Annotated in this window: 23 protein-coding genes and 1 tRNA gene; 1 reads left to right on the top strand and 23 read right to left on the bottom strand. The window is 70.6% G+C overall.

Annotated features, from left to right (window positions below):
* Nucleotides 1-3 precede the first annotated feature (3 nt).
* The 4 genes from KHA85_RS02915 to polA form a co-directional block, all read right to left on the bottom strand.
* Nucleotides 4-765 (bottom strand): amino acid ABC transporter ATP-binding protein, encoded by a 762-nt coding sequence (locus tag KHA85_RS02915; protein ID WP_061228777.1) that lies wholly within the window; start codon nucleotides 763-765, stop codon nucleotides 4-6.
* Nucleotides 762-1,745 carry an amino acid ABC transporter permease gene (locus tag KHA85_RS02910; RefSeq protein ID WP_007632846.1) on the bottom strand — a complete coding sequence of 328 codons (984 nt, stop codon included), beginning with the start codon at nucleotides 1,743-1,745 and terminating at the stop codon, nucleotides 762-764. The genes KHA85_RS02915 and KHA85_RS02910 overlap by 4 nt, the downstream gene beginning before the upstream one ends.
* Before the next feature lie 11 nt (nucleotides 1,746-1,756).
* Nucleotides 1,757-2,659 carry an ABC transporter substrate-binding protein gene (locus KHA85_RS02905; protein ID WP_213184745.1) on the bottom strand — a complete coding sequence of 301 codons (903 nt, stop codon included), beginning with the start codon at nucleotides 2,657-2,659 and terminating at the stop codon, nucleotides 1,757-1,759.
* 152 nt (nucleotides 2,660-2,811) lie between these two features.
* Entirely contained in the window at nucleotides 2,812-5,595 is a 2,784-nt protein-coding gene (gene polA / locus KHA85_RS02900) for a DNA polymerase I (RefSeq protein ID WP_213184744.1), read from the bottom strand.
* 79 nt (nucleotides 5,596-5,674) lie between these two features.
* Between polA and KHA85_RS02895 the strand changes: the two genes are divergently transcribed.
* Nucleotides 5,675-5,751 (top strand) — tRNA-Leu (locus KHA85_RS02895).
* Between the two features lie 63 nt (nucleotides 5,752-5,814).
* On the opposite strand, the gene KHA85_RS02890 is transcribed toward KHA85_RS02895, so the two are convergent.
* From KHA85_RS02890 to KHA85_RS02800, 19 genes are all read right to left on the bottom strand, one after another.
* The gene (locus KHA85_RS02890) at nucleotides 5,815-6,264 is read right to left on the bottom strand and encodes an SRPBCC family protein (protein ID WP_063973184.1); all 450 of its coding nucleotides are present in this window, start codon (nucleotides 6,262-6,264) and stop codon (nucleotides 5,815-5,817) included.
* Nucleotides 6,265-6,500: 236 nt separating this feature from the next.
* Nucleotides 6,501-7,160 (bottom strand): MBL fold metallo-hydrolase, encoded by a 660-nt coding sequence (locus tag KHA85_RS02885; RefSeq protein ID WP_213184743.1) that lies wholly within the window; start codon nucleotides 7,158-7,160, stop codon nucleotides 6,501-6,503.
* Nucleotides 7,157-8,242, bottom strand: a complete 1,086-nt coding sequence (locus KHA85_RS02880; RefSeq protein ID WP_061915614.1) for an S-(hydroxymethyl)mycothiol dehydrogenase — start codon at nucleotides 8,240-8,242, stop codon at nucleotides 7,157-7,159. Before KHA85_RS02880 ends, KHA85_RS02885 begins: the two co-directional genes overlap by 4 nt.
* A 160-nt stretch (nucleotides 8,243-8,402) precedes the next feature.
* Nucleotides 8,403-9,119, bottom strand: a complete 717-nt coding sequence (locus KHA85_RS02875; RefSeq protein ID WP_213184742.1) for a M23 family metallopeptidase — start codon at nucleotides 9,117-9,119, stop codon at nucleotides 8,403-8,405.
* A gap of 207 nt (nucleotides 9,120-9,326) precedes the next feature.
* Nucleotides 9,327-10,745 (bottom strand): pyruvate kinase, encoded by a 1,419-nt coding sequence (gene pyk / locus KHA85_RS02870; RefSeq protein WP_007632833.1) that lies wholly within the window; start codon nucleotides 10,743-10,745, stop codon nucleotides 9,327-9,329.
* Nucleotides 10,746-10,791: 46 nt separating this feature from the next.
* Nucleotides 10,792-11,697, bottom strand: coding sequence for a prolipoprotein diacylglyceryl transferase (gene lgt / locus KHA85_RS02865; protein WP_043568683.1), 906 nt, complete (start codon nucleotides 11,695-11,697; stop codon nucleotides 10,792-10,794).
* The gene (trpA, locus tag KHA85_RS02860) at nucleotides 11,694-12,482 is read right to left on the bottom strand and encodes a tryptophan synthase subunit alpha (RefSeq protein WP_213184741.1); all 789 of its coding nucleotides are present in this window, start codon (nucleotides 12,480-12,482) and stop codon (nucleotides 11,694-11,696) included. The genes lgt and trpA overlap by 4 nt, the downstream gene beginning before the upstream one ends.
* A complete protein-coding gene (gene trpB, locus KHA85_RS02855) occupies nucleotides 12,479-13,774 on the bottom strand; it encodes a tryptophan synthase subunit beta (protein ID WP_213184770.1) in 1,296 nt (431 codons plus the stop codon). Before trpB ends, trpA begins: the two co-directional genes overlap by 4 nt.
* Nucleotides 13,775-13,841: 67 nt before the next feature.
* Entirely contained in the window at nucleotides 13,842-14,654 is an 813-nt protein-coding gene (gene trpC / locus KHA85_RS02850; RefSeq protein ID WP_007632826.1) for an indole-3-glycerol phosphate synthase TrpC, read from the bottom strand.
* A gap of 98 nt (nucleotides 14,655-14,752) precedes the next feature.
* Nucleotides 14,753-15,403 carry a TIGR02234 family membrane protein gene (locus tag KHA85_RS02845; protein ID WP_308936837.1) on the bottom strand — a complete coding sequence of 217 codons (651 nt, stop codon included), beginning with the start codon at nucleotides 15,401-15,403 and terminating at the stop codon, nucleotides 14,753-14,755.
* Nucleotides 15,400-16,941 carry an anthranilate synthase component I gene (locus KHA85_RS02840; RefSeq protein WP_213184740.1) on the bottom strand — a complete coding sequence of 514 codons (1,542 nt, stop codon included), beginning with the start codon at nucleotides 16,939-16,941 and terminating at the stop codon, nucleotides 15,400-15,402. The genes KHA85_RS02845 and KHA85_RS02840 overlap by 4 nt, the downstream gene beginning before the upstream one ends.
* Nucleotides 16,938-17,117: a tautomerase family protein gene (locus KHA85_RS02835; RefSeq protein ID WP_007632015.1), complete on the bottom strand. Its 180-nt coding sequence runs from the start codon at nucleotides 17,115-17,117 to the stop codon at nucleotides 16,938-16,940. The genes KHA85_RS02840 and KHA85_RS02835 overlap by 4 nt, the downstream gene beginning before the upstream one ends.
* A 5-nt stretch (nucleotides 17,118-17,122) precedes the next feature.
* Entirely contained in the window at nucleotides 17,123-17,476 is a 354-nt protein-coding gene (gene hisI / locus KHA85_RS02830) for a phosphoribosyl-AMP cyclohydrolase (protein ID WP_007632014.1), read from the bottom strand.
* Nucleotides 17,473-18,246, bottom strand: a complete 774-nt coding sequence (gene hisF, locus KHA85_RS02825; protein WP_061228790.1) for an imidazole glycerol phosphate synthase subunit HisF — start codon at nucleotides 18,244-18,246, stop codon at nucleotides 17,473-17,475. Before hisF ends, hisI begins: the two co-directional genes overlap by 4 nt.
* Nucleotides 18,247-18,253: 7 nt before the next feature.
* A complete protein-coding gene (locus KHA85_RS02820) occupies nucleotides 18,254-19,168 on the bottom strand; it encodes an inositol monophosphatase family protein (RefSeq protein WP_007632012.1) in 915 nt (304 codons plus the stop codon).
* 65 nt (nucleotides 19,169-19,233) lie between these two features.
* Complete coding sequence (gene priA, locus KHA85_RS02815; RefSeq protein WP_007632011.1) at nucleotides 19,234-19,989, bottom strand: bifunctional 1-(5-phosphoribosyl)-5-((5-phosphoribosylamino)methylideneamino)imidazole-4-carboxamide isomerase/phosphoribosylanthranilate isomerase PriA; 756 nt, start codon at nucleotides 19,987-19,989, stop codon at nucleotides 19,234-19,236.
* Nucleotides 19,989-20,240, bottom strand: coding sequence for a hypothetical protein (locus KHA85_RS02810; RefSeq protein WP_213184739.1), 252 nt, complete (start codon nucleotides 20,238-20,240; stop codon nucleotides 19,989-19,991). Before KHA85_RS02810 ends, priA begins: the two co-directional genes overlap by 1 nt.
* 22 nt (nucleotides 20,241-20,262) lie before the next feature.
* Nucleotides 20,263-20,928, bottom strand: a complete 666-nt coding sequence (gene hisH, locus KHA85_RS02805) for an imidazole glycerol phosphate synthase subunit HisH (RefSeq protein WP_007632009.1) — start codon at nucleotides 20,926-20,928, stop codon at nucleotides 20,263-20,265.
* Nucleotides 20,925-22,172 (bottom strand): MFS transporter, encoded by a 1,248-nt coding sequence (locus tag KHA85_RS02800; protein WP_213184738.1) that lies wholly within the window; start codon nucleotides 22,170-22,172, stop codon nucleotides 20,925-20,927. The genes hisH and KHA85_RS02800 overlap by 4 nt, the downstream gene beginning before the upstream one ends.
* Nucleotides 22,173-22,178: the final 6 nt, after the last annotated feature.

The raw sequence follows: 22,178 nt of genomic DNA, 5'->3' as shown, positions 1-22,178 counted from the left end.
CGCTCAGAGGATCTTCGACAGGAAGTCCTTGGTGCGCTGGTGAGTCGGCCTGGCGAGCACGTCGGCGGGCTTGCCGGCTTCCACGACGACGCCGTTGTCCATGAACGCCACGGTGTCGGCGACCTCACGCGCGAAACCCATCTCGTGGGTCACCACGACCATGGTCATCCCCGCATCGGCGAGCTCCCGCATCACGCCGAGCACCTCACCCACGAGCTCCGGGTCGAGCGCCGAGGTGGGCTCGTCGAAGAGCATGAGCTTGGGGTCCATCGCGAGCGCACGGGCGATCGCGACGCGCTGCTGCTGCCCACCGGACAGCTGCGCCGGGTAGGCGTCGGCCTTGGCGCCGAGCCCGACCATGTCGAGCAGTTCGCGGGCACGCTCGGTGGCCTCCGCCCGCGACTGTCCCTTCACCAGCATCGGTGCCTCGATGACGTTCTCGAGCGCGGTGCGGTGCAGGAACAGGTTGAAGTGCTGGAAGACCATCCCGATGTCGCGGCGCTGGCGGGCCGCCTCCGCGGGCGAAATCTCGTAGAGCTTGTCGCCCTTCTCGCGGTAGCCCACCAGGTCGCCGTCCACGTAGAGCCGACCGGCGTCGACCTTCTCGAGGTGGTTGATGCAGCGCAGAAAGGTGGACTTCCCCGAACCGGAGGGTCCCACCAGGCAGAGGACCTCACCCGCAGCCACCTCCAGGGAGATCCCCTTGAGCACCTTCAGGGAACCGAAGTTCTTGACCACCTGGTCGGCCTTGACCATCGGCGTCATCGCCTACCTCCGGACGGGTCGGCGGCCTCGGCCGCGGCGAGGGAGGACGGCGTGAGACCGTCCGCGTCGGCGAGCGCGCGCAGTTGCTTGCCGGTGAGCTGGCGGGTCGCCCCGCGCGAGAACCTCTTCTCGAGGAAGTGCTGCCCCACCATGAGAACGCTGGTGATGACGAGGTACCACGTGGCCGCGACCAGGAGGAGCGGGATCGGCTGGAAGTTGACGCCCGAGATGTCGCGCGCCTGACCGTACAACTCCCCGGAGAACGGGATCGCCACGACGAGCGAGGTGGTCTTGAGCATCGAGATGAACTCGTTGCCCGTCGGCGGGATGATCACGCGCATCGCCTGCGGCAGGATCGTGCGCCGCATGGTCTGCCCCCACGTCATGCCGAGGGCGGTGGACGCCTCCGCCTGACCTTCCGGCACCGACGAGATGCCGGCCCGCACGATCTCGGCCATGTAGGCGGCCTCGTTCATCGCCAGGCCCACCACGGCCAACCAGAAGGCCGAGTAGAGCACCATGGTGTCGTCGAACCGGATGAAGTCGATGTCGGTGAAGGGGATGCCGAACTGCACCTGTCGGTAGATGGTGAAGATCAGTCCCCAGAACAGCAGCTGGACGTAGACAGGGGTTCCGCGGAAGATCCACAGGTAGACCCACGCCACGGCCTTGAGCACCGGGTTGGCGCTCATCCTCATGACCGAGAGGATGACGCCGAGAACCACGGCCAGGGTCATCGACAGCACGGTCAGCGCGATGGTGTAGAACACGGCCATCCCGAACCTGGTGTCGAACAGGTAGCGGGCGTACGTGTCCCAGCCGTAGGCCGGGTTGGTCGCCGCGCCCCAGACGAACAGGAAGACCAGGACGAGGACGATCGTCGCCGACACCCAGCGCCACGGGTGCCGTAGCGGTACGGCCTTGATGGGTTCCGGGGCGTCCGCCGCGGGGGCCCCGGCCCCCCTCTCCGCGGTGCTCACCTGGCGTTCCCTCAGCCCTTCCGGATCTCGGCGTCGTCGATCATGCCGTCCTCGACGCCCCAGTTCTGGGCGATCTTCTCGAAGTCGCCGGTCTCGATCAGCTTGTCGGCGGCGGCCTCGAGGGCCGCGGTCAGCTCGGAGCCCTTGCGCACCGGCCAGCCGTATGGGGCCGCGTCGAAGACGTCGCCGGCGAGCTGCATCTTGCCCTCGGACTGCTTGACGGCGTACGCGGTGATCGGCGAATCGGCGGACATCGCGTCGACCTTGCCCAGCGCAACGGCCGTGGAGGCCTCGTCCTGGGAATCGAACTGGACCTTCTCGATCGCGGGCTTGCCGGCGTCGGTGCAGGCCTTGCTCCGAGCGGGCACGTCCTCCTGGTCGGAGACGGTGGTCTGCTGGACGGCCACGCTCAGTCCGCAGGCGTCGTCGGGGTCCACGTCGTTGCCGGCGGCCGACGCCCACTGGATCCCGGCCTCGAAGTAGGTCACGAAGTCGACGGTCTTGAGGCGCTCGTCGTTGACGGTGAAGGACGAGGCGCCCATGTCCATGGTGCCGCCCTCGATCGCCGGGATGATCCGGTCGAAATCCGACTCGCGGAATTCGGCGCGGAGTCCCATGAGCTGGGCGACGGCGGTCATCACGTCGATGTCGAAGCCGACGATCTCGCCGTTCTCGTCCTTGAACTCGTTGGGGGCGTACGGCGGGTTGGTGCCGATCACGATGACGCCCTTGTCGCGGATCTCGGCGGGCACGAGCGCGGCGATCGACTCGTCGGCCTCCAGCGACACCTCCTCGCGGGGCTCCCCGGAATCCTGCGGGCCCTCGGTGTTGGTGGTGCAGCCGGTCAGGGCGAGGGCTGCGGTGGCGGTCATGGCAAGGGCAACACGCAGGCCGCGCCGTGAGGTGAGGGTCATGTGGGTGCCCTTTCAGGCGTCGGGAAGCCGAATCTGCAATGAACCTAGGGCATACGGGGACCGGCTCAAAACCAATCGACCTGTTCGGGCCCAGTGATCTCTGTCGCGTCGTGGTTCCGTCGCGCCGGTCGCCCCCACCCGCACCGGCCCGGTCAGTGGGCGGCGGAGTCCCAGTTCGGACCGGTGCCGGTCGACACGTCCAGCGGCACGTCCAACTCGATCGCGGAGTACATGCGGTCCACCACCAGGCCACGGACCTCGTCCAGTTCGCCGGGCGCCACCTCGAGCACCAGCTCGTCGTGGACCTGGAGGAGCAGGCGACTCTTCAGTCCCCGTGCGGTGAGGTCGGCGTCGACCTTGAGCATCGCGGCCTTGATGATGTCCGCGGCGGTCCCCTGGATCGGCGCGTTGAGGGCCGCACGTTCGGCGTTCTCGCGCTTGAGCCGGTTGTCCGAGTTGAGCTCGGGAAGATAGCGCCGACGGCCGAAGAGTGTTTCGGTGTACCCGTCCTTCCGGGCCTGCTCGACGACCGCCTGGAGGTAGTCGCGGACCCCGCCGAAGCGGGAGAAGTACGCCTCCATCTGCTCGCGCGCCTCGCCCTGGCTGATACCGAGCTGGGCGGCGAGGCCGAAGGCGCTGAGCCCGTAGGCGAGGCCGTAGCTCATGGCCTTGACGCGACGCCTCAGCTCCGGGGTGACCTGGTCGATCGGCACGCCGAACGCCCGGGACCCCACGAACGAGTGCAGGTCCTCGCCGGTGCGGAAGGCCTCGATGAGGCCGGCGTCGCCGGACAGGTGCGCCATGACGCGCATCTCGATCTGGCTGTAGTCGGCGGTGAGCAGGCAGTCGTACCCCTCACCCACGACGAACGAGCCGCGGATGCGCCGGCCGTCCTCGGTGCGGACGGGGATGTTCTGCAGGTTGGGGTCGGTGGAGGACAGGCGGCCGGTGGCGGCGACGGTCTGGTTGAAGGTGGTGTGGATGCGTCGGTCGTCGCCGATGGTCTTGATCAGCCCCTCGACGGTCGTGCGCATCTTCGTCGTCTCACGGTGCAGGAGCAGCGCCTCGAGGAAGGCCCGCCCCGGGGTGTCGCCCGTCTCCTTGGCGAGCAGCTCCTCCAGCGCCTTGGCGTCGGTGGTGTACCCGGTCTTGGTCTTCTTGGTCTTGGGCATCCCGAGCGTCTCGAACAGGACCACCTGGAGCTGCTTGGGCGAACCGAGGTTGATCTGCTCGCCCCCGATCGCGGCGTACGCGGCCTCGGCCGCCTGCCGGCCACGGTCGGCGAAGTCGTCGCGCAGTCCGTCCAGCGCGGAGGCGTCGACCGCGATGCCGATGGACTCCATCCGAGCGAGCACCGGCACGAGAGGAAGCTCCATCTCCGCCATGAGGGTTGCGCCGTGCACCTGCTCCAGCTCCACGTCCAGGCGCTCGGCGAGGTCGACCACCGCGCGGGCGCGGGTCGCGGCGGCGTCGGCGGCCCTCTGGGCGGCCTCGGCGTCGTCGACCTCGTCGAGGAGCGACAGCTGCTTCTCCGCCGCCTCCGCCTCCGGGAGTTCGCGGCGCAGGTGGCGTTGGAAGAGTTCGGCGAGTCCGTAGCTGCGCTGCCCCGGGCGCACGAGGTACGCCGCCAGTGCGACGTCCATCGTGACGCCGCCGAGACGTAGGTCGCGCCCCATCAGCGCGTGGGTGGCGGCCTTGGCGTCGTGGACCGCCTTGTGGACGGCGTCGTCCCCGAGCCAGCCCTGGAGGGCCTGCTCGTCGTCGGGTCCGATCGCCGCGAGATCCAGGTGGGCGGAGGCGCCGCCCGCGGCGGCGATGGTGACGGTCTGTGCGTCACCGGCACCGGGCCGGGAGGGGCCGACGACGACGAGGCCGTGCCGCTGCCCGGCCGGCGCGTGCGCTGCGAGCCAGTCCGAGACCTCGCCGGCGTGCAGGAGCGCCGCCTGCTCGAGCTCGACCTCGGCGGCGGGCTCCGGGGCTCCCTCGGGCAGGAAAGCCGACAGGAAGCGGTCGCGGGCCTGGGGCCCGAATTCCAACCGGTCGAACAGTGCGTTGACATCGCCGCGCTCCGGGGTGGAGCGGACCAGGTCGGTGAGCTCGACGCCCAGGTCCAGGTCCCGGGTGAGCTCGGTGATCCGGCGGTTGAGCTGGACCTGCGGAAGGTGTTCGCGGAAGCTCTCCCCCACTTTGCCCTTGATCTCGTCCGCGTGCGCGATGAGCTCGGACAGGCTGCCGTACTGGGTGATCCACTTGGCGGCGGTCTTGTCGCCGACCTTCGGCACCCCCGGCAGGTTGTCGGAACTGTCGCCGCGCAGCGCGGCGACGTCCGGGTACTGGGCCGGCGTGACGCCGTACTTCGCCTCGACCGCCTCGGGTGTGAAGCGCGCGAGCTCCGAGACGCCCTTGACCGGGTAGAGCACGGTGACGGCGTCGGAGACGAGCTGCAGCGCGTCGCGGTCACCGGTACAGATGAGGATCCGGGCGTCGTCCGAGTGCGCGGCGCCTGTCGCGAGCGTGGCGATGATGTCGTCGGCCTCGTGCCCCTCGAGCGAGAGCGTCCGTACCCCGAGGGCGGCGAGCGCCTCTTGGATGAGTTCGATCTGCCCCTTGAACTCCTCCGGGGCGGCCGAACGGGTCGACTTGTACTCGGGGTACTCGGCCGTGCGGTGCAGCGTGGCCCGTGAGACGTCGAACGCCACGGCGAGGTGGGTGGGCTCCTCCTCGGTGACGAGATTGGCCACCATCGACAGGAAGCCGTAGACGGCGTTGGTGTGCTGACCGGACGCGGTGGAGAAGTTCTCCGCCGGCAGTGCGTAGAACGCGCGGAACGCCAGCGAGTGCCCGTCCAGCAACAGCAGCCTCGCCGGCCCCTCCCCTTGGGCGGCGGAAGCGGGGGCGGCGGTGGTGGCGTCTGTGGTCTGGCTCGTGGTGCTCACACGGCCACTCTAGGGCGGGCGTCGGACAGGCGCTCATCGGTCGTCGGTTAGACTCACCGACCAGCGGCTCGCCGCGCTCGCCCCCGTAGCCCAATTGGCAGAGGCAACGGATTCAAAACCCGTCCAGTGTCGGTTCGAGTCCGACCGGGGGCACCACCTCGCCGCACCGTTCCGCACCGTGGCCGGAGCGCTACGCCGTTCAGCACCCGCCCCAGGGAGCTATCCCTCGATGTCGGCCTTGAGGTTGGTCAGCAGCTGGTGCTGGATGCGCTTGAGGCCGGCCGGCGCGAAGGTCCGCTCGAAGAACCCGCCCACTCCCCCGGCTCCGTCCCAGGACGTGGTCATCTCGACGAGCGAGCCGCCCGTGGCCTCGCGGACGGTGTACGTGGTGGCCATGGACGAGTTCTCGTCCTTCTCCACGAGCGACCAGTGCGCGCCCGCGTCGTCCACCGTCACGGTCGCCTTGACGTCGCGGTTGCGCTTCTTCGTCGCCTGCAGGTTCCAGGCCGCGACGGTGCCGTGGCCCTGCCCGCCCTCGATCAGCCGGTAGGCGCTGAACTGTTCGGGCTGGATCCGCGGCCGGACCCGGGCGTAGTCGGCGATCGCCGTGGTCACGGCATCGACCGGTGCCTCGATGACGATGGTGTTGGTTGCGGTGACCCTGGCCATGTCGGTGACTCCTCCTCGTGGGTCCGACCCTCTCGCACCCGACGCGGTTGCGAGGGTGGCGCCCAGTGGACGCGTCAGACCACTCCCATCCTGCCCGACGTCGGCGGTCCGTATCGGCCCGCCGAGCGGTGGGTCTGACAGCCGGTCGGCCCGCCGGGACGGGACCGGCCCGCGGCGACACCACCCGGCGTCACACCGGGCGGGCCACCGCGGGCCGGCTGGTTCTGCGCGGGGTATCAGTGCCCGCGCCTGATCCACTCCTCGAGGTGCGGGGACTCGTCCCCGACCTTCGTGCCGTCACCGTGACCGGTGTGCACGAGGGTCTCCGCCGGGAGCGTGAGGATCCGCTCGCGGATGGAGGTGATGATCGTCGGGAAGTCCGAGTACGAGCGCCCGGTGGCGCCCGGCCCGCCCGAGAACAGCGTGTCGCCCGAGAACAGGACACCCGCCTCGGGAACGTGGAACACGCACGAGCCCGGCGAGTGCCCGGGGGTGTTCATCACGTCGACGCGGGTGCCCGCGATCTCGAACTGCTGACCGTCCTGCAGCTCACGGTGGGACACGTCGGGATGCGTCTCGTCCCACAACATCTTGTCGCCCGGGTGCACGAGGATCGGCGCATCGAACTTCTCGGACAGCTCGGGGGCGACGGTGATGTGGTCGTTGTGGGCGTGCGAGCACAGGATGCCCTTGACCTTCCGCCCTCCGACGGCGTCGATGATCGGCTGGGCCGTGTGGGCCGCGTCGATCACGAACACCTCGGAGTCGTCCCCGAGGATCCAGATGTTGTTGTCCACCTCCCATTCGCCGCCGTCGAGCGCGAAGATCCCGCTCGTGATGACCTTCTCGATACGCAGTCCACCGGCGTAGCCGGCGCTGGTGTAGATCTCACTCACAACGTCACCACCGATCGCAGCACGGAACCGGACTTCATGGCGTCGAACGCCGCCTCGACGGCGTCGATGCCGATCCGCTCGGAGACGAACTTCTCCAGCGGGAGTCGACCCTGCAGGTGCAGGTCGACGAGCATCGGGAAATCCCTCTCGGGCAGGCAGTCGCCGTACCAGGAGGATTTGAGGGACCCGCCGCGGCCGAAGAAGTCCAGCAGCGGGAGCTCGAGGCGCATCTCCGGCGTGGGGACGCCCACGAGGACGACCGTGCCGGCGAGGTCGCGGGCGTAGAACGCCTGCTCGTACGTCTCGGGCCGGCCGACCGCGTCGATCACGACATCTGCGCCGAAACCGCCGGTGGACTCCCGGATCGCGGCGACGGGGTCCGTGGAGGTCGAGTTGACCGTGTGGGTCGCCCCGAAGTCCTTGGCCCACTCGAGCTTGGTGTCGTCGATGTCCACCGCGATGATCTCGGAGGCGCCCGCGAGTCGCGCGCCGGCGATCGCGGCGACGCCCACACCGCCGCACCCGATCACGGCCACGGACTGGCCGCGGGTCACCTTGCCGGTGTTGATCGCGGCACCGATGCCGGCCATCACGCCACAGCCGAGCAGACCGGCGACCGCCGGATCGGCGGACGGATCGACCTTCGTGCACTGGCCCTCGTGGACCAGCGTCTTGTCGATGAACGCCCCGATACCGAGAGCGGGCGTGAGCGCGGTGCCGTCGGTGAGGGTCATCGGCTTCGACGCGTTGTGGGTGTTGAAGCAGTACTCGAGCTGCCCGCGCTTGCAGGCACGGCACTCGCCACACACCGCCCGCCAGTTGAGGACGACGTAGTCACCCTCGGCCACGTGCGTGACGCGGTCCCCGACGGTCTCGACGACTCCTGCGGCCTCGTGGCCGAGGAGGAAGGGGTACTCGTCGTTGATGCCGCCGTCCCGGTACGCCAGATCGGTATGGCAGACGCCGCACGCCTGCACCCGAACGATGACATCGTTGGGCCCCGGATCGGGCACCACGACATCGACCAGTTCGACCTCGGCACCCTTGCTGCGGGCGATGACGCCCTTCACGGTCTGCGACATGGATCGCCTCTCGATTAGATGTGGATACTCCCCACCCACTCTGTCAGAAGCGCACGGAGCCCGGCCGCACAAAGCGATGCGCCCCGCCTCCTTCAGAGGAGGCGGGGCGCAGTGCGTGCGTGAGCCGGGATGGCCCGGTCAGACGGCGAGGCCCTCGCGATCAGACCGCGATGCCGTTGGCGAGCAGCCACGGCACGGGATCGATCCACTGGCCGGCCGGGTTCCGCACACCGAAGTGGAGGTGCGGCCCGGTGGAGTAGCCACGGTTGCCGACCGTCCCGATGACCTGGCCGGCGTTGACCCGCTGCCCCACGGAGACGTAGTTCTGATCGTTGTGGCCGTACTCGAGGAGGTGCCCGTCGTCGGTCTGGATGCGGATCCACTGGCCGTACCCGGACGCCGGCCCGGCCGCGACGACGGTGCCCGACTTGGCGGCGAACATCGGGGTGCCGATCGGGGCGCCGAAGTCCGTGCCGTTGTGGAACGTGCCCCAGCGCGGGCCGAAGCCGGAGGTGATCGGGCCGTAGGTCGGGGCGTGCGCACCACCGGCGGCCGGGAGGCCGAGCGAACCGAACATCGCCGGGTCGATCGCGTACTCGCGCAGCTGCTCGGGGGTGAGTCCGATGCCCTGGACGACACCCTGCGCCATCTCGGTGAGCTGGTCCACGCCGATCTCGGCGGACTGCGCGGACGCGGCGGGGGCGGCGGCGAGGGCCGCGCCGCCGGTGAGGGCCGCGCCGGCGACGGTGCCGGCGACGAGGCGGCCCACGGCGTTGGAGGAACGGGCTGCACGGTGGCGACCGGCGGTCGCGCCGGAACCCTCGACGCCGAGTCGGTCTGCGAGCTCGGCGAAGGTGATGCGAGTGGCGTCGGACATCAGGGGAAACCTCGGGGTCTAGAGGGGTGAAGCGGTGAGCCGACCGGCTTCCCCGGTGGCCTCCAAGAAGGTAACAGAATTGTCTCGGCGCTGTCACGTCAAAAGCACGAACTCAGACGAAAGCACCGGTGAGCGGGGTGCTCACCGGCGCTTCCGGGTGTTATCAGATGGTGACTACAGGCGGTCGACGCCTCGTCCCCGCCCTGTTCAGTGGTCGGCCTCGCCGATCCGGTGCACGAGGATGAAGTTGGTCGACCCCTCCACCCCCGGCACGTTGCCGGCGACGATCACGATGAGGTCGTCCTCGTTGTATCCCTCGACCGGGAGCAGGAGTTCGTCGGTGACCTTCACCAGCTCCGCCGTCTCGGTGACGCGGTCGGTGAGGAAGGTCTCGGTTCCCCACGTCAGCGACAGCTGACTGCGGATGCGCGGATCGCCGGTGATGGCGATGAGTGGCAGGTGACTGTGCAGGCGGGCGAGACGCCGGACGGTGTCACCGGTGGAGGTGACCGCGACGAGCGCCTTCGCCCCGAGCCGCTCGCCGATCTCGCGCGCCGAGTACGAGATCACGCCACGCTTGGTGCGCGGGATGTGGACCAGGTCGGGTGCGGCGGTGGAATCCGACTCCACAGCCAGCGCGATCGAGGACATCGTCCGCACGGCGTCGATGGGGTACTTGCCCACGGAGGTCTCGCCGGAGAGCATGACCGCGTCCGCCCCGTCGAGGACCGCGTTGGCCACGTCGGAGGCCTCCGCCCTCGTGGGCCGGGAGTTGGTGATCATCGACTCGAGCATCTGCGTGGCCACGATGACCGGCTTGGCGTTCTCGCGGGCGATCTGGATGGCCCGCTTCTGGACCAGCGGGACCTCCTGCAGCGGCAGCTCGACGCCCAGGTCGCCGCGCGCCACCATGATGGCGTCGAACGCCAGCACGATGGACTCGAGGTTCTTGACGGCCTCGGGCTTCTCGAGCTTGGCGATGACGGGGACGTGGATGCCCACCTCGTCCATCACCTCGTGCACGAGGTCGACATCCGCGGGGGACCGCACGAAGGACAACGCGATGAAGTCGACGCCCAGAGCGAGGGCGAACCTCAGGTCGGCGATGTCCTTCTCGCTCAGTGCGGGCACGGAGACGTTCATGCCCGGAAGCGAGACGCCCTTGTTGTTGGACACGGTGCCGCCCTCGGTGACGACGCAGTGCACGTCGTCGCCCTCGACCCGCTCGACGGTCAAGCCGATGTTCCCGTCGTCCACCAGCAGGCGGTCCCCCGGGCGCGCGTCGGCCGCGAGACCCTTGTACGTGGTGGAGACGCGGTCCTTGGTGCCCTCGACGTCCGCGACGGTGATGACGACGTGGTCGCCCTCCGCCCACTCGTGCCGGCCCTCGATGAACCGGCCCAGCCTGATCTTGGGGCCCTGGAGGTCCGCGAGCACGCCGACCGCGCGTCCGGACTCGTCGGAGGCCTTGCGGACCCACTTGTAGTTGGCCTCGTGGTCGGCATGCTCTCCGTGACTGAAGTTGAGGCGGGCGACATCCATCCCCGCGTCGACCAGCTCACGGATGCCGGCCTCCGAGGCGACGGCGGGACCCAGGGTGCAGACGATCTTGGTACGACGATTCACCCGACCCAATCTAGTCCCCTCGACCGGCTGGCCGGTTAACCCGACGTCAACGGCCGGACAACGGGGGTGCGTCCGTCGGGCCGTCCCCCACCGACTCGTCCACGGGATCGCCGGGAGCGCGCAGCTCCGAGGGGGCCTCACGGCCGCGGCGGGCACGCCAGAAGTACAGCAGCGCGGCGATCATGACGACCAGCGACACGATCGTGTTGATCCGGAGGCCGAACACCTCGGTGGCGGCGTCGGCGCGCAGCAACTCGACCCAGAACCGGCCGAAGCAGTACAGCGCCACGTAGAGGGCGAAGAGCCGGCCGTGTCCGAGCCTGAACCGGCGGTCGATCAGCACCAGCGCGACCGCGACGAGGACGTTCCACAGCAGTTCGTAGAGGAACGTGGGGTGCACCGTCGCCAGCACCTGCCCGGTGGAACGCCCGATGGTCTCGGAGTAGCCGTACGCCTCGTCGTAGCGCTGGTAGATCTCCAGGGCCCACGGCACGTCTGTCTCGCGTCCGTAGAGCTCCTGGTTGAAGTAGTTCCCGAGACGGCCGATGCCCTGCGCGAGCACGACGCCCGGCGCGATCGAGTCCCCCAGTGCGCCGAGGGCCCGGATCCCCTGCTGCCGCAGTCCGATGTAGGCCCCGAGCGCACCGAACGCGACGGCACCCCAGATGCCCAGGCCGCCGTCCCAGATCTTCAGCGCGTCGACCGGGTTGCGACCCTCGCCGAAGTAGCGGTACCAGTCGGTGGCCACGTGGTAGATGCGCCCGCCGATGAGACCGAACGGGATCGCCCACAGTGCGGTGTCGAGCACGACGCCCGCCCGCCCACCACGCGCGACCCATCGCTTCTCGCCCCACCAGACGGCGATGACGATGCCGAGGATGATCCACAACGCGTAGGCGCGCAAGGGGAACGGGCCGATCTCCCACACGCCCTGGGGAGGACTCGGGATCACGACCACACCCCGCGGCGAACACCCTCGGCCAGCTCCGCCGTCAGACGCCTGAGCGCGTCCGGCCCCTCGGTCGCCGCCGTGATGAGCGCCGAGCCGACGATGACGCCGTCGGCGTAGGAGGCGATCTCGGCGGCCTGGTCGCCGTTCCGCACACCCAGACCCACACCACAGGCCAGATCGGATATCTCGCGTACGCGCCGGGTGAGCGTGCGCGGCGCGTCCGAAACGACGTCACGCGCGCCGGTCACCCCCATCACCGCCTGGACGTAGACGAAGCCACCCGTGCGCGACAGCGTCATCGCCAGCCGTTCCGGGGTGGACGACGGGGCCACGAGGAATACCCGGTCGATGCCGTGCGCATCGGAGGCGGCGATCCAGTCGTCCGCCTCGTCGGGGATGAGGTCGGGAGTGATCACGCCGGTGCCGCCGGCCGCCGCGAGATCGGCGGCGAAGCGGTCGACCCCGTATTGCAGGACGGGGTTCCAGTAGGTCATCACCACGGGCACCGCGCCGGCGTCAGCAACCGCCCGGACGACCTCGAAGGTGTCCGCGACCCGGAATCCCGCCTCGAGGGCGGTGTCCGCGGCGGCCTGGATGGTGGGGCCGTCCATCATGGGGTCGGAGTAGGGGATGCCGACCTCGATGATGTCGCAGCCGCCCTCGACCATCGTCCGGACCGCCTCGATCGATCCCTCGAGGGTCGGGTACCCGGCCGGGTAGTAGCCGATGAGCGCGGCCCGGTTCTCTGCCCGGCACCGCTCGAACACGTCGCTGAGAACGCTCATCCCTCGACTCCCCCGTCCGCGTACGCACCCTCGCCGTCGTCGGCACCCTGGCTCGAATCCACCCCGGCCTCCGGCGGCTCACCACCGCCCAACAACCCGAACCACCGCGCGGCGGTGTCGACGTCCTTGTCCCCGCGGCCGGAAACGTTGACCAGGAGCAGGCCGACCCCCTCGGCGGCGAGCTGGGCCGCTCCCGCGACCGCGTGCGCGGACTCGATGGCCGGGATGATGCCCTCCGTACGGCACAACTGCGCGAAGGCGTCCATCGCCTGGGCGTCGGTGATCGGCCGGTACTCGGCGCGACCGATCTCCGACAGCCGCGAGTGCTCCGGACCGACGCCCGGGTAGTCCAGGCCGGCGGAGATGGAATGCGACTCGATCGTCTGACCGTCCTCGTCCTGCATGAGGTGGGCGTACGAGCCCTGGAACACGCCGGGCCGGCCGGCGTTGACGGTCGCCGCGGTACGCCCGGTCTCCACACCGTCACCGCCGGCCTCGCAGCCGACGAGGCGCACGGCCTCGTCCTCGATGAACGGGTGGAACAGGCCGATCGCGTTGGAACCACCGCCGACGCAGGCGACCGCGGCGTCCGGCAGCCGTCCCGCCTGCTCGAGGATCTGCACCCGCGCCTCGGCACCGACGATCCGCTGGAAGTCGCGGACCATCGTCGGGAACGGGTGCGGCCCGGCCGCGGTGCCGAACGCGTAGTAGGTGTCGTCGGCGTGCGCGACCCAGTCCCGCATCGCCTCGTTGATCGCGTCCTTGAGGGTGGCCGAGCCGATCTCCACCGCCTCGACCTCCGCACCCAGCAGACGCATCCGGGCGACGTTGAGCGCCTGACGCCGCACGTCGACCGCGCCCATGTAGATCTTGCACTCCAACCCCAGCAACGCACACGCGGTGGCGGTGGCCACCCCGTGCTGGCCGGCGCCGGTCTCCGCGATGACGCGGTTCTTACCCATCCGCTGGGCGAGCAGCGCCTGACCGAGCACGTTGTTGATCTTGTGCGAGCCGGTGTGGTTGAGGTCCTCGCGCTTGAGGAAGACCCGGGCGCCGATCTCCTCGCCGAACCGCGTGGCCTCGTACAGAGGGGACGGCCGACCCGAATAGTGCTTCTGCAGCCGGTCCAGCTGGTCGAGGTACTCCTCGTCCGCGCGGGCCTTGGCGTAGGCGTCGGTCACCTCGTCCACGACCGCCATCAACGCCTCGGGAACGTAACGGCCCCCGAACGCCCCCCAGTGGCCGCGCTGGTCAGGCTCGTGTCCGGTGGCTGTCCGGAGCACCTCCCCCATGGTGGGCAGTGACGTCAGATCCTTGGAGTTCACGACTCCCAGTCTGCCGGAAGCCCACCACCGGGGCCTAGCGGGGTCCCTGCGGGCAGGAGGGGTGAGCACCCGCCGTGGCCAGCGCGTTGCAGGCCGCACGCGGGTCGCCCTGCGTCACCAGCCCCTCGCCGACGAGGACCGCGTCCGCACCCACGCTGGCGTACGCCAGGAGGTCGGAGGCGTCCCGGACACCCGACTCGGCGATCTTCACGACGTCGGACGGAAGGCCCGGTGCGATGCGGGAGAACACGTCCCGGTCGACCTCGAGGGTCTTGAGGTTGCGGGCGTTGACGCCGATGACGCTCGCTCCGGCCTCCAGGGCGCGGTCCGCCTCCTCCTCGGTGTGGACCTCCACCAGCGCGGTCATCCCGAGCGACTCGGTACGGTCCAGCAGCGACACCAGGGCGTCCTGCTCGAGGGCGGCCACGATGAGCAGGACCAGGTCCGCTCCGTGCGCCCGCGCCTCGTGGATCTGGTACGGCCCCACGACGAAGTCCTTGCGCAGGACCGGGATGTCGACCGCGCGCCGGACCGCGTCGAGATCGGCCAGGCTGCCGTGGAAGCGTCGCTCCTCGGTCAGGCACGAGATGATCCGCGCCCCGCCGTCCTCGTACATGCGGGCCAGCACCGCCGGATCGGGAATGTCGGCCAACGCCCCCTTGGACGGGCTCGCCCTCTTCACCTCGGCGATGACGCCCACACCCGGGTCGCGCAGCGCCTTGAGCGCATCGAGCGGGTCCGGGGCGGACAGGGCCGCCTTCTTCACCGACTCCAGGTCGATGACGGCCTCGCGGGCCGCGACGTCCTCGCGGACCCCGTCGAGAATCGAGTCCAGCACGGTACCCACCGTGACCTCCCTCAGCAGTGATCGGGGCGGAAAGTGTGATCGAGATCAACAATAGAGGTCCGGAGCCGGGTTCCCGAATCGGGTCCACCCCGTCGCGGTCAACCGGTCGGATCGCGTCCTTCGTCGAGCTCCGACCAGAGGTCACGACCGGCGTCGCCGTCCGCGCCATCCCTCGGTTCTCCGCCGGTTCCGCGGCGTACGGCGGGCGTGACGTACCGGTCGTCGCGCCGCACCGGACGCGCCGGCCGCGCGAGGACGACGATCCCCGCCGCGAGCAGCGCGGCCGCGCCGGCGCCGGTGAGCGACGGGCCCACCGGCCGGGTCGACAACTCGGTGATCCGGGACCACTCCGGGATCGACTCGGAGCCCTCGGCGCCCGGCCCCGCGTTGGTCCGGGCGACCCCCTCGTCACTCGTGATCACCGTATGGACCCGCTCGGCGTCGACGCCGCCCACCGACGAGATCAGCAACGCGACGGCCGCCATCCCGAGCAGGGCGATGACCGCTCCCACGGCGCGGGCCGCGAGCCCCCGCACCAACGCCACCGCCGCGATGGCGGCCAGGGCGCCCAGCGCGAGCGGCACCAGAGCCGGCTGCCACTCGGCGCCGGTGAGCGCGCGCCGGGCCTCACCCGACTGGTCGTTGAACGCGGCCACGTCGAGCCACACCATCCGGGATGCGATCCACAGCAGGGCCGCGCCGACGAGCAGCAGGACGACGGGCACCAGGAGCCGGGCGCGACGGCTCACCGGGACTCCCCTGCCGGCCGCAGCGTCTCCGCGGCGGAGACGGCCCGCAGGACCGCCATCGCCTTGTTGCGACACTCGGCGTCCTCCGAGGCCGCCACCGAGTCGGCGACGATGCCGGCCCCGGCCTGGACGAACGCGGTGCCGTCCTTGATCACCGCCGAGCGGATCGCGATGGCCTGATCGGTGTTGCCCGCGAAATCCACGTAGCCGACCACGCCGCCGTACACGCCGCGGCGGGTGTCCTCGAGGTCCTCGATGATCTGCAGGGCCCGCGGCTTCGGGGAACCCGAGAGGGTGCCGGCCGGGAAGCACGCGGTCACCGCGTCGATGCCCGTCCGCCCGTCGGCCAGGCGCCCCGTCACCGTCGACACGAGGTGCATCACGTGGCTGTACCGCTCCACCTGGCGGAACTCGGTCACCTCAACCGTGCCCGGGACGCAGACGCGGCCCAGGTCGTTGCGCCCGAGGTCGACCAACATCAGATGCTCGGCGTTCTCCTTGGCGTCGTCCACCAGGTCCTTGGCGAGCAGGATGTCGTGCTCGTCGTCGTCACCCCTGGGCCTCGTCCCCGCGATGGGGTGGGTCGTGGCGACGCCGTCGACCACGGTGACCAGAGCCTCCGGGCTCGATCCCACGATCGTGAACGCCGTCCCGCCGAACCCGTCCGGCCCCGTGCCGTCCGGGATCGTCATGAGGAACATGTACGGGCTGGGGTTGGTGGTCCGCAGGATGCGGTACACATCGCGCGGCGAGGCGTCGGTGTCGACCTCGAAGCGCTGGCTCAGCACCACCTGGAACGCCTCGCCCGCGTGGATCTGCTCGATGATGTCGGCGACCCGCGCGTGATAGGTGGGCTCGTCGGTGCGACGACGCACCCGCGGATCAGGTGTGTCGAACACGCTCACCCCGCCGGCGCCGGGCTCGGCGAGACGCCCCGTCATCGACTCGAGCCGCTCGACCGCGTCCGCATACGCCTCGTCCACCCGCTCGTCGCTGCCGTCCCAGTTGACGGCGTTGGCGATGAGATGGATCCGGCCCTCGTGGTGGTCGAAGGCGGCCAGATCCGTGGCCAGCAACTGGACGAGCTCCGGCACCCGTAGGTCGTCGACCGTGTCGGGCGCGATCCGCTCGAGCCTGCGGACGATGTCGTACCCCAGGTATCCGACCATCCCGGACGTCAGCGGCGGCAGGCCCACGATCTGGTCGGTCCGCAGCAGCTCCAGGGTCCGCCGGAGGGCGTCCAGCGGATCACCGCCGGTCGGGGCGCCGGCGGGGACGCTGCCCCACCACGTCGCCTCGCCGGCCTCGTCGACCGTCAGCGCGGCCGCCGCGCCACAGCCGATGAACGACCACCGCGACCAGGAGCGCCCGTGTTCGGCCGACTCCAACAGGAACGTCCCCGGGCGGTCCCCCGCCAACTTGACGTACGCCGACAGCGGGGTCTCGGAGTCGGCGAGCACCGTGCGTACGACCGGCACCACCCGGTGCCCCGCGGCGAGCGCGCGGAACTGCTCCAACGTGGTGGTCGCGGTGCTCATCCGAGGGCCTTGCCGCCGATGCCGAAGGAGTCGTGCGGCATGTCGTTGACGTGGACCCACACCTTCGCGGGGTCCTTGCCCGAGGCCTCCGCGTACGCCGCGGTGACGGCCTCGATGACGCGGGCCTTGCCCTCCGCGGTCATCCCGTCGAGCTGGTTGATCTGGATGAACGGCACGGCGATCAGTCCTCCCCGAGAAGTGTGGCGGTGTCGAAACAACTGGTCGTGCCGTTGTGGCACGCCGCCCCGGTCTGGTCGACCCGGAGCAGGACGGTGTCCCCGTCGCAGTCGATCTCCACGCTACGGACGTGCTGCACGTGGCCCGAGGTCTCCCCCTTCACCCAACGCTGACCCCGCGAGCGCGAGTAGTACACGCCGCGGCGGGTCGCCAGGGTCTCGGCGAGTGCGGCGTCGTCCATCCACGCCATCATGAGCACCCGACCCGAGGTGGCGTCCTGCACGACGGCCGCGATCAGGCCGTCGGCATTGCGTGAGAGCCGCTCGGCGATGGACCGGTCCAGGACGTGCGCGGTCATCGGACCGTGATCCCCTCGGCCGCGAGCGCCTTCTTGACGTCGCCGACGGTCATCTCCCCGAAGTGGAAGACGCTGGCGGCCAGCACCGCGTCCGCCCCGGCGTGGACGGCGGGCGCGAAGTGCTCCACCGCGCCCGCGCCTCCCGAGGCGATGACGGGGATCGACACGGCCTCACGGACCGCCCGCACCATCGCCAGGTCGAAACCCTCCTTGGTGCCGTCGGCGTCCATCGAGTTGAGCAGGATCTCCCCCACGCCCAGCTCCTGCCCGCGCCGGGCCCACTCGACGGCGTCGATGCCGGTGCCGCGGCGGCCACCGTGCGTGGTGACCTCCCACCCCGACGGCGTCGGCTCTGAGCCCTCGGGCACGGTGCGCGCGTCGACGGAGAGCACGATGCACTGCGAACCGAAGCGCCGGCTGAGCTCACCGAGTAGCTCAGGTCGGGCGATGGCCGCGGTGTTCACGCTGACCTTGTCGGCGCCGGCCCGCAGGAGCTGGTCGACGTCCTCTTCGGCACGGACGCCGCCGCCCACGGTGAGTGGGATGAAGACCTGCTCGGCCGTGCGGCGGACCACGTCGATCATGGTGCCGCGACCCGCGGACGACGCGGTGACATCGAGGAACGTGAGCTCGTCCGCTCCCTGCGCGTCATAGGCCGCGGCGAGCTCCACGGGATCGCCGGCGTCGCGGAGATCGAGGAAGTTCACGCCCTTGACCACACGGCCGGCGTCGACGTCGAGACACGGGATGACCCTGGTGGCGAGTGTCATGGCCGGATCACCGCTCCCCGGCCAGCCACGGGCGCGGACTCTCGGGTTCCGGCGTGGACCGGCGTCGACCGGCCTCGAAGAAGTTCCCCGGCTCACCGAGCTGCCGAACCGTGTCCAACACCTCCGCGTGGGCGCGTGGGGCCGCCGCCAGCAGCGAGGGCGAGTCGATGGACCACGGTCCACCCGTGAGGTCGGTGACGACACCGCCCGCGGCACGGATGTGGGAGGCGCCCGCGGCGTTGTCCCAGGCGTAGTTGCCGAAGCTCACCGCGGCGGACAGCCGCCCTGACGCGACGAACGACAGGTCGACACCGGTCGAGCCGAACTTGCGGGTCCGCGCGGCGTCGAGGGTGAGCTGTTCGAACACCTCGCGGCGGTAGGCCGGCGGGTACGTGGTCCGGGCGCCGGTATTGAGAGAGCCGAGTCCGAGTGCCACGTCGCGGATGGAGACGTCCGACATCCGCGGGGACTCGACGCCGTTCTCCATGAGCGGCCCACCGGCGATCGAGGTGAACGTCAGGCCGAGCAACGGCAGCCACGTCAGGCCGAGCACCGGCTGGCGCTCGTGGACCAACGCGACGAGGATGCCCGCCGTCGGGATGCCCAGCGAGTAGTTGGCGGTTCCGTCGATCGGGTCGACCACCCACAGCGTGCCCTCGTTCACGGGCGGGCCGCCGAACTCCTCACCGTGCACCTCGAGGCCCGTCCCCTCACGCAGCGCGTCGGAGATCCGGCGCTCCAGTTCCAGGTCCAGCTCGGTGGCGAAGTCGTTCCGTGCGCCCTTGTTCTGGACGCCGGGGGCGCCGACGCCCTCGACGAACCGGGGCGTCACCTCGTCGAGCACCCGCGTCGCCAGCGCGAGCGCCTCGGCGGGGTCGACGGGGAGATCCGTCGGCAGGGTGTTTCCGGTCTGATCTGACATCTCGGGCCTCCTGCTCGAGGTCGGGCGGGGGTGGAGCTACCGGGTGAACACGGCGCTCGACGGATTCAGCGGCCGCTGACGGCGGCGAGCGCCTCGGGAAGGGTGAACCGACCGGCGTAGAGGGCCTTGCCCACGATGGCCCCCTCCACGCCCTGCGGCACCAGCGAGGCGATGGCCTCGAGATCCGCGACGGACGAGACGCCACCGGAGGCCACCACCGGCGCGTCGGTGGCAGCGCACACCTGGGAGAGCATCTCCAGGTTGGGCCCGTTGAGCATGCCGTCCTTGGACACGTCGGTGACGACGTAGCGGGCGCACCCGTCCTTGTCGAGGCGCTCGAGGACCTCCCACAGGTTGCCGCCGTCGGAGACCCATCCCCGGCCGCGCAGCCGCGGCTCGCCGTCGATGACCCGCACGTCGAGACCCACCGCGATGCGGTCACCGTGGCGGGCGATGGCCGAGGCGCACCACTCGGGGTTCTCGAGCGCGGCTGTGCCCAGGTTGACGCGCGCGCAGCCGGTGGCGAGCGCGGCCTCAAGCGACTCGTCATCGCGGATCCCGCCGGACATCTCGACCTTGACGTCGAGCGCCCGCACGACCTCGGCGAGGAGCTCCCGGTTGGTGCCCCGTCCGAACGCGGCGTCCAGGTCCACCAGGTGTACCCACTCGGCGCCGTCGTTCTGCCACTGCATCGCCGCGTCGAGCGGTGCACCGTAGGAGGTCTCCGTCCCGGCCTCGCCCTGGACGAGGCGGACGGCCTGCCCGTCGGCGACGTCGACGGCGGGCAGGAGTTCGAGGTATCTGGCGTTGGTCACGGGCATCAGCCTAGTCCGTCGTCAGCGGGGCGCTCCGCCTGCCCGCCGGGCTCCTCGCCGTACTCGGCGCGGATCGCGCGATCGGTGATCCGGCGCGACGTCAGGCCCATCGCCGCCACCGTCGCGACGACCCCGACGAGGGCGACGACCGCGCGCCCGGCGGGCGGCAGGGGCAGCAGTGCGACCGCGAGCGCGGTGAGCGCGAGAACCAGGACGCCCGCCCCCGCCACCGCCACGGCGAGCGCGGCGAACGACACCGCGGCCGGGCCGCGGTCGCTCTCAGGCGACAGAGCGGATCCAGTTCTCGAGGAGCTGCAGGCCCGCGTCCCCGGACTTCTCGGGGTGGAACTGGGTGGCCGACAGCGGGCCGTTCTCGACCGCGGCGATGAACCGGGTCCCGTGCTCCGCCCACGTGACGTCGGGGGCGCGCAGGTGGTCGGAGGGCTCCATCTCCCACCGCTGGACGCCGTAGGAGTGCACGAAGTAGAAGCGCTCGTCGGCGGGCATTCCGGCGAACAGCACGGTGCTCGCGGGCGCCTCGACGGTGTTCCATCCCATGTGCGGCAGGACCGGGGCGTCGAGTTTCTCCACGACACCGGGCCACTCCCCACAGCCGGGGGCGCCGGGAGAGTCCTCGTGCTCGCCGTCCGAGAACTCGGTTCCGCGCTCGAACATCACCTGCATACCCACGCAGATGCCGAGGACCGGGCGACCGCCCGCGAGACGCTCTCCGATGATGCGGGGCCCCTTGACCGCCTCGAGGCCCTTCATGCAGGCGGCGAACGCACCGACGCCGGGCACCACGAGCGCCTCGGCCTCGGTCGCCACGCGCGGGTCGGAGGTCAGCTCCACCCGGGCGCCGACACGCTCGAGAGCGCGGTGAGCCGAGCGCAGGTTGCCGGAGCCGTAGTCCAGGAGCGCCACCCGCGGGGCCGTCTTCGTCATGAGTTCACCTTATCGCCGCTGTCGTCTGAGGCCAGATCTCGTACGGGCCGCGTGCGGCGTGTTCCCACAGCCGCCGGGCCGCCCACCACGAGGACGATCCCGGCCGCGACCGTGAACAGCACGACGTAACCGAAACCCGCGAACCCACCCATGACCACCGACCCGAGCCCGGTGCCGGCGTCGAAGGAGATGTTCCACGACGCGGACGCGGTGCCCAGCCGGGACCGCGGCATCCGCTCGAACGAGCCCACGAGGGCCTCGTTCTGGATGGCGCCGAACCCGAGGCCGAAGACCACGGTCGGGACGAGGAACCACCAGGGGTTCGCCTCCAGTGTCAACAGCCAGGCGATGCCCAGCATTCCGAGAGCTGCGACACCCAGTCCGGGCCACACCAGCGCGCCGGGGCCGCGCCGGTCCGACACGAGTCCCGCGACGGTGCGGCCGACGATGACGCCGGCGCCCAGCAGGCCGAGCCCCAGCCCGGCGACGACGGCGCCGCTGCCGGAGACGATCGAGTCGAGGGCCGGCGACAGGAACGAGGCCGCCGCGCCGTAGGGCAGCGTCACCGCGACCATCACCAGGAACGGTCCGGCGAGCAGGAACAGCACCTTCCGGGGTCCCATCCCCTCGTGGTCGGTCCCCTCGGGCGGGGTCGGGAAGACGTGTGGCAGACGCACCGCGGCGACGAGTCCGACGACGCCGAAGGCCGTGGCGGCCCAGGCCACCGTCGGCAGCCCGAACAGGTCGAGCAGCCACAGCCCGACCGGCAGGAAGAGCGCCTCGGAGATGCCCACGGCGAGGCCGATCAGCGAGGTCGCGCGTCCCAGCATCCCCGGCGGTGCCAGTTCGGCGACGAGCGCGGAACCGGCGACCGTCATCATGCCGAAGCCGGCGCCGCGCACTCCGCTGATGGCCAGCACCGCGAACGACCCGTCGAAGACCGCCAGCAGGCCCGAGGGCAGGCCCAGCAGTGCGCTGCCGATCCCGAGGACCCAGCGGTACCCGATGACCCCCGTGAGCCGGGGGGTGGCCAACTGGAACAGGACCGTCACCGTCATGAAGACACCGGTGGTGGCGCCGGCGACGAGCTCACTGCCGCCGCCGCGGACGACCGCCAGCGGGACGACCGGCAGGAGCAGGGAGAAACCGCCGAAGGCGAGCAGGACGAGGACGAAGGCCGCGGGCACGCCGGGGGTGCGGGCGAGGCGTGCGAACGCCCCCGGGTTCTCTACTCGAGCACTCACGCCGCC

It is taken from the genome of Dietzia massiliensis (assembly GCF_018390595.1).
Taxonomy (GTDB): domain Bacteria; phylum Actinomycetota; class Actinomycetes; order Mycobacteriales; family Mycobacteriaceae; genus Dietzia; species Dietzia massiliensis.
The sequence above is the reverse complement of the archived record's forward strand: the minus strand, read 5'-3'. Positions and strand labels throughout refer to the sequence as shown.

What these genes read in the sequence shown, in the direction of transcription:
- priA (WP_007632011.1), bottom strand. Translation starts at nt 19,989, where the DNA reads ATGCCCGTGACCAACGCCAGATACCTCGAACTCCTGCCCGCCGTCGAC.
- hisH (WP_007632009.1), bottom strand. Translation starts at nt 20,928, where the DNA reads ATGACGAAGACGGCCCCGCGGGTGGCGCTCCTGGACTACGGCTCCGGC.
- trpA (WP_213184741.1), bottom strand. Translation starts at nt 12,482, where the DNA reads ATGAGCGTTCTCAGCGACGTGTTCGAGCGGTGCCGGGCAGAGAACCGG.
- KHA85_RS02820 (WP_007632012.1), bottom strand. Translation starts at nt 19,168, where the DNA reads ATGTCAGATCAGACCGGAAACACCCTGCCGACGGATCTCCCCGTCGAC.
- KHA85_RS02840 (WP_213184740.1), bottom strand. Translation starts at nt 16,941, where the DNA reads ATGAGCACCGCGACCACCACGTTGGAGCAGTTCCGCGCGCTCGCCGCG.
- hisI (WP_007632014.1), bottom strand. Translation starts at nt 17,476, where the DNA reads ATGACCGCGCACGTCCTGGACCGGTCCATCGCCGAGCGGCTCTCACGC.
- hisF (WP_061228790.1), bottom strand. Translation starts at nt 18,246, where the DNA reads ATGACACTCGCCACCAGGGTCATCCCGTGTCTCGACGTCGACGCCGGC.
- trpB (WP_213184770.1), bottom strand. Translation starts at nt 13,774, where the DNA reads ATGGGGGAGGTGCTCCGGACAGCCACCGGACACGAGCCTGACCAGCGC.
- KHA85_RS02890 (WP_063973184.1), bottom strand. Translation starts at nt 6,264, where the DNA reads ATGGCCAGGGTCACCGCAACCAACACCATCGTCATCGAGGCACCGGTC.
- KHA85_RS02905 (WP_213184745.1), bottom strand. Translation starts at nt 2,659, where the DNA reads ATGACCCTCACCTCACGGCGCGGCCTGCGTGTTGCCCTTGCCATGACC.
- KHA85_RS02915 (WP_061228777.1), bottom strand. Translation starts at nt 765, where the DNA reads ATGACGCCGATGGTCAAGGCCGACCAGGTGGTCAAGAACTTCGGTTCC.
- KHA85_RS02880 (WP_061915614.1), bottom strand. Translation starts at nt 8,242, where the DNA reads ATGTCGCAGACCGTGAAGGGCGTCATCGCCCGCAGCAAGGGTGCCGAG.
- KHA85_RS02875 (WP_213184742.1), bottom strand. Translation starts at nt 9,119, where the DNA reads ATGTCCGACGCCACTCGCATCACCTTCGCCGAGCTCGCAGACCGACTC.